Source organism: Arthrobacter agilis (genome assembly GCF_002953615.1).
GTDB lineage: Bacteria > Actinomycetota > Actinomycetes > Actinomycetales > Micrococcaceae > Arthrobacter_D > Arthrobacter_D agilis_B.
Genome location: NZ_CP024915.1, coordinates 2,597,075 through 2,611,333 on the forward strand (window position 1 = coordinate 2,597,075; position 14,259 = coordinate 2,611,333).

At 69.7% G+C, this 14,259-nt stretch carries 13 protein-coding genes and 1 pseudogene; 10 read left to right on the plus strand and 4 right to left on the minus strand.

Annotated elements, in window-relative coordinates; genetic code table 11:
- Positions 1–333 (plus strand): annotated as a pseudogene (locus CVO76_RS12665) (hypothetical protein); the annotation flags it as partial.
- Here CVO76_RS12665 and CVO76_RS12670 read toward each other — a convergent pair.
- Positions 308–970 carry an SGNH/GDSL hydrolase family protein gene (locus CVO76_RS12670; protein ID WP_208739511.1) on the minus strand — a complete coding sequence of 221 codons (663 nt, stop codon included), beginning with the start codon at positions 968–970 and terminating at the stop codon, positions 308–310. The pseudogene CVO76_RS12665 and the gene CVO76_RS12670 sit on opposite strands and share 26 nt — an antisense overlap.
- A 124-nt stretch (positions 971–1,094) precedes the next feature.
- On the opposite strand from CVO76_RS12670, the gene CVO76_RS12675 reads away from it, so the two are divergent.
- Positions 1,095–1,742 (plus strand): nucleoside/nucleotide kinase family protein, encoded by a 648-nt coding sequence (locus tag CVO76_RS12675; protein WP_208739512.1) that lies wholly within the window; start codon positions 1,095–1,097, stop codon positions 1,740–1,742.
- Positions 1,743–1,760: 18 nt separating this feature from the next.
- Here the strand turns inward: CVO76_RS12675 and CVO76_RS12680 are convergent, their stop codons facing one another.
- Positions 1,761–2,549 carry a ThuA domain-containing protein gene (locus CVO76_RS12680; RefSeq protein WP_208739513.1) on the minus strand — a complete coding sequence of 263 codons (789 nt, stop codon included), beginning with the start codon at positions 2,547–2,549 and terminating at the stop codon, positions 1,761–1,763.
- On the minus strand, positions 2,549–3,667 hold the full coding sequence (locus tag CVO76_RS12685) for a Gfo/Idh/MocA family protein (protein ID WP_208739514.1): 1,119 nt from the start codon (positions 3,665–3,667) through the stop codon (positions 2,549–2,551). The genes CVO76_RS12680 and CVO76_RS12685 overlap by 1 nt, the downstream gene beginning before the upstream one ends.
- A 221-nt stretch (positions 3,668–3,888) precedes the next feature.
- Between CVO76_RS12685 and CVO76_RS12690 the strand changes: the two genes are divergently transcribed.
- The 8 genes from CVO76_RS12690 to CVO76_RS12725 all read left to right on the plus strand — a co-directional run bounded on the left by CVO76_RS12690 (position 3,889) and on the right by CVO76_RS12725 (position 13,153).
- Positions 3,889–4,746, plus strand: coding sequence for an SDR family oxidoreductase (locus tag CVO76_RS12690; protein WP_208739515.1), 858 nt, complete (start codon positions 3,889–3,891; stop codon positions 4,744–4,746).
- Between the two features lie 175 nt (positions 4,747–4,921).
- Entirely contained in the window at positions 4,922–5,359 is a 438-nt protein-coding gene (gene soxR, locus CVO76_RS12695) for a redox-sensitive transcriptional activator SoxR (RefSeq protein WP_208739516.1), read from the plus strand.
- Positions 5,360–5,406: 47 nt separating this feature from the next.
- Positions 5,407–5,928 carry a flavin reductase family protein gene (locus CVO76_RS12700; protein ID WP_208739517.1) on the plus strand — a complete coding sequence of 174 codons (522 nt, stop codon included), beginning with the start codon at positions 5,407–5,409 and terminating at the stop codon, positions 5,926–5,928.
- A gap of 240 nt (positions 5,929–6,168) precedes the next feature.
- Positions 6,169–7,467 (plus strand): ABC transporter substrate-binding protein, encoded by a 1,299-nt coding sequence (locus CVO76_RS12705; protein WP_208741813.1) that lies wholly within the window; start codon positions 6,169–6,171, stop codon positions 7,465–7,467.
- A 106-nt stretch (positions 7,468–7,573) separates the two neighbouring features.
- On the plus strand, positions 7,574–8,458 hold the full coding sequence (locus CVO76_RS12710) for a carbohydrate ABC transporter permease (RefSeq protein ID WP_133080221.1): 885 nt from the start codon (positions 7,574–7,576) through the stop codon (positions 8,456–8,458).
- A 3-nt stretch (positions 8,459–8,461) separates the two neighbouring features.
- Positions 8,462–9,370, plus strand: coding sequence for a carbohydrate ABC transporter permease (locus CVO76_RS12715; protein WP_133080220.1), 909 nt, complete (start codon positions 8,462–8,464; stop codon positions 9,368–9,370).
- A 70-nt stretch (positions 9,371–9,440) separates the two neighbouring features.
- Positions 9,441–12,029: an alpha-L-rhamnosidase gene (locus CVO76_RS12720; protein ID WP_208739518.1), complete on the plus strand. Its 2,589-nt coding sequence runs from the start codon at positions 9,441–9,443 to the stop codon at positions 12,027–12,029.
- A gap of 131 nt (positions 12,030–12,160) precedes the next feature.
- Positions 12,161–13,153, plus strand: a complete 993-nt coding sequence (locus CVO76_RS12725; RefSeq protein WP_133080218.1) for a LacI family DNA-binding transcriptional regulator — start codon at positions 12,161–12,163, stop codon at positions 13,151–13,153.
- An 18-nt stretch (positions 13,154–13,171) separates the two neighbouring features.
- Here CVO76_RS12725 and CVO76_RS12730 read toward each other — a convergent pair whose 3' ends face one another.
- Entirely contained in the window at positions 13,172–14,185 is a 1,014-nt protein-coding gene (locus CVO76_RS12730) for a zinc-binding dehydrogenase (protein ID WP_244185955.1), read from the minus strand.
- Positions 14,186–14,259 lie beyond the last annotated feature (74 nt).

Below are 14,259 nucleotides of genomic sequence, written 5' to 3' on the forward strand. Positions count from 1 at the left end.
GATGCGGAGGTGCTCCCTGCCCTCGACGCGGGCTCGGGGGCGCCGCGGTTCGTGTTCGAGGGGCGCACCGATCCCGCCGTTCCCGACCCGATGGCCGCCTCCGTGCTGGCCTACGGCATCACAGCAGCGCCGGAGCCGACCGGTCCGACGGCGTGCCCGATCTCGCACTTCTTCACGTGGCCTCCGTCGGGAGCAACGTTCGGCGGTGTCTACGACCCCTTCGAGGTGCACCCCGGGCAGCCCCAGCACGTCGACACCCCGCACGCCTATATGGAGACGGAGGAGTACCAGGACATCCGGGCCATGATCACATCGCTGCGCCCTGCCGGGTAGCCGGGCCACCCCGGGCGATCACCGCCGAACGCCGCACGCCGGGGGCGGGCAGGAGGAACGCGGAGATGGCCGCCGCGATCTTCCCGCCGCCCTGGACGGAGGGCTCGATCGGGTTGGCGTAGTCGCCGTCGTCGTCGCACACCAGCCGGAGGTCCACGACGGACACACCCCGGGCGAAGGCCGACCTCGTGATGCAGTCGTTGAAGAACGCCAGGGCCGTGCGGATCACGGCGTGGCCGGGTTCGGAGGACGGCGTGTCGTAGATCGTGCACACGGCCAGGGGCAGGCCCACCGATGCGACGGCGTCGATCATCGCTTCGTAGTCCCGTGCGAAGTCATCCTGCGCCCCGGAGAAGGCGAGCAGCGCATCGGCGACACCGCGCACGGGCCGCTGCAGCAGATGCTGGTAGCCGAGGGCGTCGTTGCCACCCACGCTGACCACCAGATGGGTGGCGTCCGGCGATAGCGAACGCAGCTGGCGCGGGACGCCGGAGGTGACGTCGCCGTCGACCGCCAGCAGGGTGGCCCTCCAGTCCTCCGGCAGGACGGCCCGCACCTGCTCGACGACGTCGGGGCCACCATCGACGTACCGCCCGTTGTCGAAGATCGAATCCCCGAGCAGCACCACGTGTGCCATGCGGCCTACTGATAGATCGGTTGCTTCATCGTCGCCCTCGGGCCGCCGGTGCCACCACCGCGCGCGTCGGTGGCACCGGAGGGCAAGATGGAGTAGGCAGGTTCGTCAGGAAGGCAGGGCAGGCATGGGATCGACGGTCGTCGTCACCGGATCGCAGGACCTCGTGCCGCTCCTGCCCCGCCGGCAGGACGGCGGGCGCGTGCTGCTGGGGATCGCCGGCCCGCCCGGAGCAGGGAAATCGACGGTCGCGACGGCGCTCGCGGCCCTCGATCCGGCACGCTCGGCGCAGGTGCCCATGGACGGGTTCCATCTCGCCGATCAGGAACTGTCGCGCCTCGGGCTGCTGGACCGGAAAGGTGCTCCGGAGACCTTCGACGCCCACGGCTACGCGGCGCTGCTGGCGAGGCTGCGCGCCCACCCGGGTCATGCGGTCTACGCACCGTCCTTCGAACGCGATCTCGAGCAGCCACTGGCCAACGCCCTGCCCGTCGCACCCTCCGCGTCGCTCGTGATCACGGAGGGCAACTACCTGCTGCTCGACGAGCCCGGTTGGCGCGAAGCACGGGACCTCCTGGACGCGGTCTGGTTCGTCGGCGTCGACCCGGACGTCCGCCGTCGCCGGCTCGTCGAACGCCACGTCCGGTTCGGCAAATCACCCCGTGCCGCCGAGGAGTGGGTGCGGCACGTGGACGAGCCGAACGCGGTCCTCGTCGACGCCTCCGGACCGCGTGCGGCCCGGGTCCTCGACTGCTCGGACTGGCGGCTCCCCTAGTCCGCCCCTCGTCCGCCCCTAGTCCGCCAGGAACCAGTCGCGCGCCGGGTTCTCCACGCCCGGAGGGGTGCGGTGCACGCCCTGCTGCGCCACCCAGTCGACGCCGTTGGCGAGCACCCGCTGGATCTGCGGATGGTGGTAGACGGGGTACTCCTGGTCGCCGGGGCTGAAATAGAAGATCCGGCCCTTGCCCCGCGAGAACGTGACGCCCGAGCGGAACACCTCACCGCCCTCGAAGGAGCTGATGAAGATCAGGTCGTCGGGTTCGGGGATGTCGAAGAGCTCCCCGTACATCTCCTGCTCCGGGATGACGATGGGGCTGTCGACGCCCGCGGCGATGGGATGCGAGGGCTTGACCGTCCACACCAGCTCGCGTTCGCCGTCGTTGCGCCACATGAGCGAGCAGGTGGTGCCGAGCAGGCGCGTGAGGATCTTCGAGAAGTGTCCCGAGTGCAGCACCACCAGTCCCATGCCGCCCAGCACGTGGCGGTGCACCCGCTCGACGACGTCGTCGGACACGTCGCCGTGGGCGATGTGCCCCCACCACAGCAGCACGTCGGTGCCCGCGAGGCGCTCTTCGGTGAGGCCGTGGTCGGGATCGGCGAGGGTCGCCGTCGTGATGTCCGAACCCGGGAAGTAGCGGGCGAGGGAGTCTGCGATCGCTCCGTGGATGCCCCGGGGATACATCTCGCCGATGGTCGCGGGTTCGTTCCGGGCCTCGTGGACGCCCTCGTTCCAGACGACGATCGTCGGTTTGCCGTCGAAGGTCACGTCGGGCGCCGTGCCGTTCGCTATACCGTTCGCCATCAGAGCTGGACCTCCCGGTGCTGGGCTGCGGAGACGTAGCAGGCGTCGATGACCCGGGCGCGGCTGAGGGCCAGGGTGCCGTCGTGCCGGCCCCACTCGGACTCGCCCGCGCGGATCGCGGCGAGGAAATCGTCGATCACGCCCTGGTGGCCCAGCGACGGTCCGACGTCGGGCTCGTAGTCGCCGCGCTCGGAATAGACGTGGAGGGACTCGACGGCGTCCTCCGGTCCCCCGACCCGGCTCAGCTCGGCGCCTCCGTCGGTCCCGTAGAGCCGGAAGTCCAGGAGGTCGTCCGCATGGCGGTAGGCCGCCCAGCCGGCCTCGACGAGGAGCGTCGCACCGCCGTCGAGCCGGAGGAAGGCCGAGGCGAAGTCCTCCACCTCGAAGGCCGATCCCGCTCCCTGCGCGCCGTAGGTCCCGCCGCCCCGGCCCTGCGGCCCGAGCTCCGAGTAGGTCGAGGCCGAGACGGAGAGGACCGCCGGTTCGCCCAGCAGGTGCAGTGCGTAGTCGAGCACATGGACGCCGATGTCCGCGAGCGGCCCCCCGCCCGCCATCTCCCGGTTGGTGAACCAGCTGCCGAGCGAGGGGATGCCGGAGCGGCGCAGCCACGAGGCCTTGGCGTAGTAGGGCCGGCCGAGCTCGCCGTCGTCGATGATGCGCTTGAGCGCCGTGATGTCACCGCGGCGACGGTGGTTGAAGGCGACGTCGAGCACGCGCCCGGCCTTCCGCGCGGCGTCGACCATCAGCTGGCCCTCGTCGCCGTTGCGGGCGATCGGCTTCTCGCTCAGGACGTGGAGTCCGCGGTCCAGGGCGGCGACGGTGATCGGCGCGTGGAGGAACGTGGGCACGGCGACGCTCACGGCGTCGAGCCCGTCGAGGGCGAGCAGGTCCTCCCACCGGGCGACGGCGTGCGGGATCGCGTACTCGTCCGCCAGCTCGGCGAGGAGATCCGGCTCCATGCCGGCCAGGCCGAGGATCTCGACGTCCTCGCTGTTCGCGTAGGCCCGGAGGTGCTGGCGTCCGGCCCAGCCGATGCCCACCACGCCGACCCGGAGGCGGGGCCGGCCGGTCGTCGTGGGCGCGTCGCCCGCCTTCTCGTGGCTCGCGTGCTCGTCCAAGGATGCGATCCTTCGCTGTCGGGTCCGGCGGCTGCGGTATGAGCCCCTCCAGCAGTCCTACCGCCTCGCCGAGGCTCCTGTCCACGTGCTTCCGGATCCGGTCCGCCAGGAGCACGAAGCCTGCAGCGGGGTACCCGGTGCAGCGCGCCCGGGAAGTCTTTGCCCATCCGCCTCGTTACCGCCTGTAGACGCACCGAAGGGGTGCACGAACAGGAGGACACATGACCATCGTCATCACCGGAGCCACGGGACACCTGGGCCGCCGAGTCGTCGAGCAGCTGCTGGCACGCGGGGTGGAGCCGTCCACCGTCGTCGCGGGTGGCCGCAACGAGGCAGCCCTGGCCGAGCTCGCCACGCACGGCGTCCGCACGGCGCGCGTGGACTACGCAGACCCGTCGACGCTCGACGCCGCCTTCGCGGGCGCGGAGAAGATCCTCCTCATCTCCGGCAACGAGGTGGGGCGGCGCTCCGTGCAGCACAAGGCCGTGATCGACGCCGCCCGCAAGGTGGATGCCGAACTGGTCTACACGAGCGCACCGAAGGCCTCGACGTCGGACCTCGTCCTGGCGCCCGAACACAAGGCCACCGAGGGGCTGCTCGAGGGCTCCGGGCTGACCTACACCGTGCTGCGCAACAACTGGTACACCGAGAACTACGACGACACGATCCGCCAGGCCGCCTCGACCGGGACCATCCTCACGAGCGCCGGGAGCGGCAGGATCGCCAGCGCGACGCGGGGGGACTACGCGGAGGCGGCCGCCGTCGTGCTGCTGTCCGATCAGTACACCGGTGAGATCCTCGAACTCGGCGGTGACGAGCCCTGGAACGCCGACGAACTCGCCGCCACCGTCTCGGAGCTCGCCGGCACTCCCGTCACCGTGAACAACGTGTCCACCGACGAGCACGTCGCCGCCCTCACGGGCCTGGGGGTCGACGAGGGCTCGGCCGGCTTCGCCGCGGCACTCGACGCGAACATCGCCGCCGGGCTGCTCGCCGAGAGCGACGGCACCCTGTCGCGCATCATCGGCCGCCCGACCACGCCGCTGAAGCAGTACGTCGGGGAGCTGCTGGGCGCGTAGCGCGTCGGCCGCCGCCGCGGCGTCGTGCACGACTGTCGCTGCGGCGTCGTGCACGGGTTTTGAGGGCGAAGTGCGTGTCGCGGGGCGACACGCCGCCGAATCCACTCATCGCGGCCCGAATGCCGTGCACGACGCCGCGCAGCAACGTCTCCGCCCGAGCAGGAAGGAAGGTTCCGTGCCCGACCAGGACCTCTCCGTAGGACAACTGGCTGCGCGCAGCGGCATGAGCGTCTCCGCCCTGCACTTCTACGAACGCCAGGGCCTCATCCACAGCCGCCGGACCTCGGGCAACCAGCGCCGGTACGACCGCTCCGTCCTCCGCCGGGTCGCCGTCATCGCGGCAGCCCACCGTGCCGGGATCCCGCTCTCCACCGTGGCGACGGCGTTCGCGGAACTGCCCAGGGACGGAGTGCCGGACCAGGCGGACTGGCAGCGGCTGTCCGCCGCATGGCAGCAGGAGATCGACAAGCGCATCGCCCAGCTCGAGCACCTCCGGGACAGGCTCGGAGGCTGCATCGGCTGCGGTTGCCTCTCGCTCGCGACCTGCGGATTCGTCAATCCGGACGACGCGGCCGGCTCGAAGGGCATCCGCTCGACCCTCCTCGACCCCTGAACCGCGGATTTGACCTCAACCATTGTTGAGGTCCTAGCGTGAAAGGCATGACAGCCCCCACCGGTCACGCCCTCCCCACCGCCGAGCTCTTCAAGGACGCGTTCCGGGCCCACCCTGCGGGCATCGCCGTCCTCACCGCGCAGGGCCCCGAGGGCCCGGTCGGCCTGACGGCATCCTCGGTGTCGTCCGTCTCGGCGGAACCGCCCGTGCTCGCCTTCTCGGTCTCGACGGCGTCGTCGTCGGCCGCAGCCCTGGTCCAGGCGGACACCCTCGTGGTGCACCTGCTCGGCGCCGACCAACTCGGCATCGCCCGCCTCTTCGCGGCCCGGGGCGCCGACCGCTTCGGCGGAGCCGTGGACTGGCATCCCCTCCCCTCGGGCGAGCCGCTCCTGACCGACGCGCCGTGGGCCCTGCGCTGCCGCATCCTGCACCGGCTACCGGTGGGCGGCTCCATGATCCTGGCCGCCGAGGTCCTGTCCATCGAGCAGGGCACGGACGACAACATCGCGCCGCTCGTCTACCACAACCGGTCCTACCATCGCCTGGACGAGCGGTCGCTGCTGGGCTGAGGCCACGGCAACTCTGCCATGATCCACGCGAGGGCCCGCCCGTCGACCCTGAACGAGCGGGCCCCTGCCGCGGCCTGGCAGGCGTTCAACGGCGTCGACGAGGCACTCGAAGGCGTGGCCTGCCGGAGGAACGAAACTTTCGACTGTGACAGTTGACACACCTGCCCGTCAGCCCTACTCTCAATAATTGAAACGCTTCAAAAAGGGGCGCACACTTTCAAGGAGGAAAACGTGGCCACCATGCGGAGGAAGAACCGGATGCTGCTCCTGGGCGTAGGACTCAGCACTGCATCGCTCCTGCTGACCGCCTGCGGAGCAGGCAGCTCGGGCGACGGCGGAGGCAGCGAAGCAGGGGCGGGAGAATTCTCCTTCCTCACCAATGTCGAGAACACCACCATCCCCACCGAGCTGGAAACCCTCGCCGGCGACCAGTGCAAGACCGCCGCGGACGCGATGCCCCTCAAGGTCGACACGGTGCCCCAGACCAACCTGGACCAGCAGCTCCAGCTGCTGGCAGGGCAGGACGCCCTCCCCCTCCAGTACGCGGCCGGCAACGCTCCCGCACTGACCAAGGAGCTGGCGGCGTCCGGCAACGTCCTCGACCTGGAAGCGACCCTGACCGACCTCGGCGTGCTCGACCAGGTGGAGCCCGCAGCGATCGACACGATCAAGGCCCTGTACGGCGGCTTCAACGTCCTGCCCTACCAGTACAACGTCGAGGGCATCTGGTACAACAAGCAGCTCTTCGCGGACAACGGGATCGAGGTGCCGCAGACCTGGGACGACTTCGTCGCGGCCGCCGACACCCTCGACACCTCCGGCGTCACGCCCCTCTCCGCGTCGGGCGAGCAGGGGTGGCCGCTCACCCGCCTCATCAGCGGCTACCTATTCAGCGACCTCGGCAAGGACGCCCTGCAGAAGGTCGCCGACGGCGAGGCGAAGCTCACCGACCCCGAGTACGTCGAGGCCGCAGCAGCCGTCGCCGACCTCGGGCAGAAGGGCTACTTCGGTGAGGGCGTCGGATCGATCGACTACGACACCGCGATCAACCAGTTCCTCAACGGTGAGGCCGGCATGCTCTACATGGGCAGCTGGGTCCTCGCGAACTTCAACGACGAGGCAGCCAACCAGATCGGCCTCGACAACATCGGCTTCATGCCGTTCCCCCGGGTCGAAGGGGGCGCCGGTATCGAGAACCAGTACGCGGCCAACGTGGGCCTGCCCATGGCCATTTCCGAGAAGGCCTACAACGAGCAGGCCGGTGAGTGGCTGAAGTGCATCACCGAGAACTACGGCAGCTCGGCTCTCGCGAACCAGGGTTCCATCTCGGGCTTCAAGGTGAACGAGGAGGTCGACGTCGACCCGCTCACCCAGACGGTGCAGCAGACCATCTCGGACACGAGCGAGAGCGTCCTCTGGTTCGAGGCCCTCTTCGGCACCCAGGCGACGACGGCGAGCCAGACCAACGCCGCGCCGCTGGTGACCGGGAGCATGAGCCCCGAGCAGTTCATGGACACGGTCCAGTCCGCCCTCAAGTAGGGCCGCCGCGTGGGGGAGGGGGCGCACCCCTCCCCCACGCTTCTACCACCGCTCTCTCGCGGGCCGCAGCAAGGAGCGGTCGGCAAACGTAGACCAAAGGACCACCATGCAGTCAGTACTGGGCGACAAGAAAGCCCTCGTCATCCTCCTGGGCCCAGCGCTGCTGGTGTACTCCCTGGTGATGCTCGTCCCCATCTTCTGGTCGATGGGCTACACCTTCTTCAGCGGCAATGCGATCTCGGGATTCACCTTCGCCGGCACGGACAACCTCACGCGGCTGTTCACCGATCCCGAGGTCCGCACGGCACTCTCCTTCACGGTCCGCTACGCCGTCGTGATCACCGTGGGGCAGATCGTCATGGGCTACCTGCTCTCGCTGATGTACGTGTTCATCCTGAAGAAGTCCTCGAACATCATCCGTACGCTCGTATTCTTCCCCGTGGTCCTGCCGACCGTCGCCGTGGCCCTGCTGTTCCAGAAGATGTTCGAGATCGCCCCGCAGAACGGGCTCGTGAACAGCCTGCTCAACGGTGTGGGCATCGAATCGGTGGACTGGTTCGGCAACGCGTCGAGCGCCTTCTGGGTCATCGTCCTCATGGACATCTGGCGGTCCATGGGCTTCTACGCCGTGCTGCTGTACGCGGGCCTCGTGGACATCCCGGAGGACATGCTCGAGTCGGCGCGGCTCGACGGCGCCACCGGCTGGCGGCTCATCAGGAGCATCGTGCTCCCGCTGTCCATGCCCGTCCTGCTGTCCTCGATCATCTTCAGCATCAACGGCACCCTCAAGGTCTTCGACTCCATCGTGGCGCTGACCAACGGCGGCCCCGGGTCCTCGACCACCCCGCTGACGCTGTACATGTTCCGCACCTCCTTCGCCTTCGGCGACTACGGGTACGGCAGCTCGATCGCCCTGCTGCTGACGCTGCTGTGCCTCATCGTGACCATCTTCATCTTCCGGTCCTCGCGCCGCGACCTCACCAAGGACTGAGCCATGAGCACCCAGGTACCCGCCCGCAAGGCCCCGCTCGAGGCGATGCAGCGCCAGGAGCCGCGTCGCTCGCGCTCCCGCGCCGGCAAACGCCTCGCAAAGCTTCCCGTCCACCTGCTGATCGCCCTGCTGCTCGTCGTCGAGCTCTATCCGCTGCTGTGGCTGGTGCTCGGCTCGTTCAAGACGCAGCAGGAGTTCCTCAACGATCCGGTCTGGTCCCTGCCCGGGTCGCTGAACTTCGACAATTACATAGAGGCCTGGACCACCGGCAACATCGCAGTCTTCGTGGCGAACTCGCTCATGGCCACGCTGCCGTCGCTGGCGCTGATCATCGTGCTCGGCGTGGCCGCCGGCTTCGCCCTGGAGGTCATGGTGTGGAAGGGGCGCAACGGCGTCCTGCTGATCTTCCTGACGGGCATCATGGTGCCGGGCCAGATGATCCTGCTCCCCCTCTTCTCGGCGTACTTCAATGCGGGCCTGACCGGGACGCTGTGGCCCCTCATCATCACCTACACCGCCACCGGCCTTCCGCTCACGGTGTTCATGATGGCCACCTACTTCCGCGCCGTGCCTCGCGAGGTGTTCGAGGCCTCGACCCTGGACGGCGCGAGCATCATCCGGTCCTTTCTCTCGATCGGGTTCCCGATGGTCCGCAACGCGGTCTTCACCGTGGCGCTCGTGCAGTTCTTCTTCATCTGGAACGACCTGCTGATCGCCCTGACCTTCGCGAACAACAGCGACCTCAGCACCATCCAGGTCGGCCTGCTCAACTTCACCGGGCAGTTCGGAGCAGTGCAGTACGGTCCGCTGTTCGCCGCCATCTGCATCAACGTCTTCGGCACCCTGGCCATCTATCTCTTCCTCAACCAGCGCGTCATGAAGGGCCTGGCCGCCGGCTCCGTCAAGGGCTGACCCCTTCCCCCCCTCCCGCTGTGCAGCACCCGCTTTCGCCACCCCGGTGGCCACCACCAAAGGATCTCCCATGCCAACCACCGTCAGCCCTGTCTCCTTCGAGCACCACCGGGAGCCCCTCGGGATCGGCGAGCGGCGGCCCCGACTGAGCTGGAAGACACGGGCGGAGCCCGGCTGGGTGCAGCAGCGGTACGAGATCGAGGTCGTCCGCGGCACCGACACGTGGTCGTCCGTGGTCGTCACGTCCCCCGAGTCGGTCCTGGTGCCCTGGCCTGCAGGCGACCTCCCGTCACGGACGGCCGTCACGGTGCGCGTCCGGGTGTGGGGGGCCGACGACGTCGAACCGAGCGCGTGGAGCCCCGCCGCCACCGCCGAGACCGGCCTGCTCGACCCGACGGACTGGACAGCGCGCGCCGTGGCACCGAAATGGGACGAGGACCCGGAGGCGCTGCGCCGCCCGCCCCTCCTCCGCCGCGGTTTCCCCCTCGAGAAGCCCGTCCGCGAGGCACGCCTGTATGTCACCGCCCACGGGCTCTACGAGGTGGAGATCAACGGGCAGCGGATCGGCAATGAGGCACTCGCGCCGGGCTGGACGGTGTACGGCCGGCGCCTGCGCTACGCCACCTATGACGTGAGCGACGCACTGGTTCCCGGCAGCAACGCGATCGGCGCATGGCTCGCCGACGGTTGGTACCGCGGACGCCTCGGCTTCCACGGCGGCTACCCGAACCTGTACGGGAGTGACATCGCACTGCTGGCCCAGTTGCACATCGCGCACGACGACGGTTCCACCACGGTGCTCGGAACGGACGAGACGTGGCGCGCGGGGTTCGGACCGATCCTCAGCACCGGACTGTACGAGGGTGAGCACTATGACGCGCGCGAGATGCCGGCTGGCTGGTCCGCTCCCGGGTTCGACGACGCAGCATGGACGCCCGTGCGGGTCATGCCGCGGGATCCCGCGACCCTGGTGGCACCCGACGGTCCACCCGTCCGCTGCACGGAGGAACTCCCGCCGGTCGCGGTGACCACCTCCCCGTCGGGCAAGACCCTTGTCGACTTCGGGCAGAACCTCGTGGGCCGGCTCCGGCTCCGCCTGTCGGGCCTCGCGCGCGGACAGGAGATCCGCCTGCGCCATGCGGAGGTCCTGGAGGACGGCGAACTGGGCACGCGACCGCTGCGCGGCGCGGCGGCGACCGACGCCTACATCGCGGCCGGCGACGACGACGCCGAGTGGGAACCACGCTTCACCATCCACGGCTTCCGGTACGCCGAACTCACGGGCTGGACGGGTGAGGACCCGATGACCGCCATCACCGCCCGCGTCTACCACACGGACATGGAGCGCACGGGCTGGTTCGAGACTTCGCACGACGGCGTCAACCGCCTGCACGAGAACGTCCGCTGGAGCATGCGCGGCAATTTCGTGGACATCCCCACCGACTGCCCGCAGCGCGACGAGCGGCTGGGCTGGACGGGCGACCTGCAGGTCTTCGCCCCGACCGCCACGTTCCTCTACGACTGCTCCGGCATGCTCGGCTCGTGGCTCAAGGACGTCGCCGCCGAACAGCTCGAGGACGGGACGGTGCCGTGGTACGTGCCCGTGATCCCCGGCGGCGAGGAGTGGACGCCCATCCAGCCCGGTGCGGTCTGGGGGGACGTTGCCGTCCTGACCCCCTGGAAGCTGTACGAGCGCTTCGGCGACACCGGCGTCCTGGCCGCCCAGTACACCAGCGCCAAGGCCTGGGTGGACCTGATGGCCGCTCGTGCGGGGGACTCGTATCTCTGGAACACCGGCATGCAGCTCGGGGACTGGCTCGATCCCGCTGCGCCGCCCCACGATCCGGCCGACGCCACGACCGACCGCTACCTCGTCTCGACCGCGTACTTCGCCTGGTCGACCCAGCACCTGGCCGAGATCGCCAGCGTCCTGGGCCATACCGCCGACGAGCTCCAGTACCGTGAGCTCGCACGGAAGGTGCGTGACGCCTTCGCCTGCGAGTTCATCTCCCCGTCCGGCCGTGTCGTCAGCGACGCGCAGACGGCGTACGCACTCGTCCTGGCCTTCGGGCTCGCTCCCACCGAGGAGCAGCGGCGCCGCGGCGGCGAGCGGCTGGCGGAACTCGTGGGCCACGCGGGGAACCGGATCGCCACCGGGTTCGCCGGGACCCCGCTCGTCACCGACGCCCTCACGAGTGTCGGCGACGTCGAGACCGCCTATGCCCTGCTGCTGGAGGAGGAATGCCCGTCCTGGTTGTATGCCGTGGGGCAGGGCGCGACCACCATCTGGGAACGGTGGGACAGCATGCTGCCCGACGGTTCCATCAATCCCGGCAACATGACCTCGTTCAACCACTACGCGCTCGGCGCCGTGGCCGACTGGATGCACCGCGTGGTCGCCGGTCTCGCGCCGGCCGCCCCGGGGTATCGCAGCATCCTGTTCCGGCCGCGCCCGGGAGGCGGGCTGACCTCTGCGAGCGCCCGGCACGAGACCCCCTACGGCTCGGCGTCGATCACCTGGACGCTCGAGGCAGGCAACCTGTCGGTGGAGGTCACGGTGCCCACCGGCTCCACCGGTGTCGTCGACCTCCCGGGCCGGGCCCCCGTGTCCGTCGGATCCGGTACGCACACGTTCGTCCAGCTGGCTGCGGCGCGCTAGGGGTCGCCTACCATAGGGATACCCTGCCCGAATCGCCATCCCGTTCCGGGATGGTCCCCCGTGCGAACTCCGATCGAGGTGCCGTGCCAGCCGTCCAGCCAGCGAGCGATGACTTGTCCGCTGCCCCCAGCATGAACGACGTCGCACGCCTCGCCGGGGTCTCGCTCGGCACCGTCTCGCACGTGCTGAACAAGCCGGAGATCGTGTCGGCGAAGACCATCGCCCGTGTCACGGCCGCCATCGACGAACTCGGGTTCGTCCGCAACGATGCCGCGCGGTCGCTCGCTGCGGGGAGGAGCAACACGGTGGGGCTCATCCTGACCGATGTGGGCAACTCCCTGTTCGTGGATATCGCCCGGGGTGCCGAGCGGGCGGCCAGTTCGGCGGGGCGCTCCCTGCTCCTGGCGAACAGCGACGTGACGTTCGAGAAGCAGGAGTCCTACCTCGACATCTTCGACGAGGCCCGTGTCGCCGGCATCATCCTCGCACCGCTCGACGCTGGTCTCGACGGCGTGGATCGCGTGCGGAGGCACGGCCGCAACATCGTGCTCGTGAACTACGCGGGGGACCGCACCGACTGCTGCAGCGTGGTGGTCGACGAGGAGCACGGCGGATACCTCGCCGCCACGCACCTCATGGACCTGGGGCGCACCCGCCTACTCTTCGCGGGCGGGCCGAGCGACCTCCACGCCGTGAACGCCCGCCGCGAGGGTGCACAGCGCGCCGTGCGGGAACGCGGGAACGGAGTAACCCTCCAGGTGATCCCGAGCCGCAACCTCAAGAGCGCCAGCGGCCGTTCGATCGGGCGGCAGCTCCTCGAGGACGGCGCCATTCCCGACGGCATCCTCGCTCCGGCCGACCAGCTGGCGGCCGGACTCATCCACGAACTCACGGACGCCGGGGTCACCGTACCGTCCGATGTCGCCGTCATCGGCTACGACAACAACCAGTTCGCATCCGAGGCCGCCATCCCCATGTCCACGGTGAGCCAGCCGGGCCACGAGATGGGCGAGGAGGCCCTGCGGCTACTCATCGACGAGATCGACAATCCCCGCACCCATGAACACCGCCGCATCACCCTCGAGCCCTCGCTCATCGTGCGCAGGAGCACCGTCGCGCACTAGCGCGCAGATGCGGCCGGCTCAGGGCACCAGCACCAGGCGGATCGGGTTCCCCTCCTTGCGCTCGAGGCGCGCGACGGCGGCTGCGGCATCACGCAGCGGAAGGGTGTCACTGATGGACCGGGCGAAGTCGAGGCGCCCGAGCTCGGTGAGCGCCACGAGCTGCGGTACGTGGTGGGCCTCCGACCCGTAGTGGCCGCGGACCTGCTTGCGCGTGTAGGAGAAGGCGGTGCTGTCGGAGACGGTGATCGGGTTGCCGCTCAGTCCCACCAGCACGAGCCGGCCCTGCAGTCCCAGGCTGGCGAGGGCCTGGGCGCGCACGGCGTCCACGCCTGCGAAGTCGAAGGCGACGTCGAGACCGCGCCCGGCGGTCGCGGCGGCCATGGCGGCCGAGAAGTCGTCGGCGCGCGGATCGAGCGCCACATCGGCGCCGAAGGCGAGCGCCCGCTCGCGTGCCTCGGGCAGCGGGTCGACGGCGATGATCGGGGCGGCCCCCACCATGCGCAGCAACTGCACGCCGTGGGCACCGAGCCCGCCGACACCCCACACCCCCACGGCCTCCGCGGCACGGACCTTGCCGGTGGACACGATCGAGGCCCAGGGCGTCGAGACGGCATCGGGGATGATCGAGGCCTGCTCGTAGGAGAAGTCCGCGCTCAACGGCACCAGCACTCCGGCGGGCACCACCACGTATTCGGCCCAGCCGCCGTCGTAGTCCACGCCCATGGTGAGGGTGACGCCCTTGTACTCGTACCCCGCCTGCAGCACCACGCGGTCACCCTCGGCCCAGCCCTCGACCCCGTCGCCCGGCAGGTCGACGCTGCCGGCGACCTCGTGCCCCAGGGTGACCTCGTCGCCCCGCAGGTGCAGCGGTTTGAGCAGTCCCTCGATGAGGTGGACGTCGGACAGGCACACACCGGCGGCCTGCACCCGGACCCGGACGAACCCCGGCCCGGGGACGGGTACCGGCACCTCCCTGACCTCGAAGGTCCCGGTGCTGACGTTGAGCCTTCCGGCGAGCATGGTCTCGTTCATGGGTCCTCCGTGATGGATGATGGGGCGCTTTCATGCTAGCCAGCGTGCGGGAGGGGCCCCGGGGTGGAGGAACG

Bases quoted from the DNA above. Each gene is read 5' to 3' on its own strand.
- CVO76_RS12670 (WP_208739511.1), bottom strand. From the start codon at position 970: ATGGCACACGTGGTGCTGCTCGGGGATTCGATCTTCGACAACGGGCGG.
- CVO76_RS12675 (WP_208739512.1), top strand. From the start codon at position 1,095: ATGGGATCGACGGTCGTCGTCACCGGATCGCAGGACCTCGTGCCGCTC.
- CVO76_RS12680 (WP_208739513.1), bottom strand. From the start codon at position 2,549: ATGGCGAACGGTATAGCGAACGGCACGGCGCCCGACGTGACCTTCGAC.
- CVO76_RS12690 (WP_208739515.1), top strand. From the start codon at position 3,889: ATGACCATCGTCATCACCGGAGCCACGGGACACCTGGGCCGCCGAGTC.
- CVO76_RS12700 (WP_208739517.1), top strand. From the start codon at position 5,407: ATGACAGCCCCCACCGGTCACGCCCTCCCCACCGCCGAGCTCTTCAAG.
- CVO76_RS12705 (WP_208741813.1), top strand. From the start codon at position 6,169: ATGCGGAGGAAGAACCGGATGCTGCTCCTGGGCGTAGGACTCAGCACT.
- CVO76_RS12710 (WP_133080221.1), top strand. From the start codon at position 7,574: ATGCAGTCAGTACTGGGCGACAAGAAAGCCCTCGTCATCCTCCTGGGC.
- CVO76_RS12715 (WP_133080220.1), top strand. From the start codon at position 8,462: ATGAGCACCCAGGTACCCGCCCGCAAGGCCCCGCTCGAGGCGATGCAG.
- CVO76_RS12720 (WP_208739518.1), top strand. From the start codon at position 9,441: ATGCCAACCACCGTCAGCCCTGTCTCCTTCGAGCACCACCGGGAGCCC.
- CVO76_RS12725 (WP_133080218.1), top strand. From the start codon at position 12,161: ATGAACGACGTCGCACGCCTCGCCGGGGTCTCGCTCGGCACCGTCTCG.
- CVO76_RS12730 (WP_244185955.1), bottom strand. From the start codon at position 14,185: ATGAACGAGACCATGCTCGCCGGAAGGCTCAACGTCAGCACCGGGACC.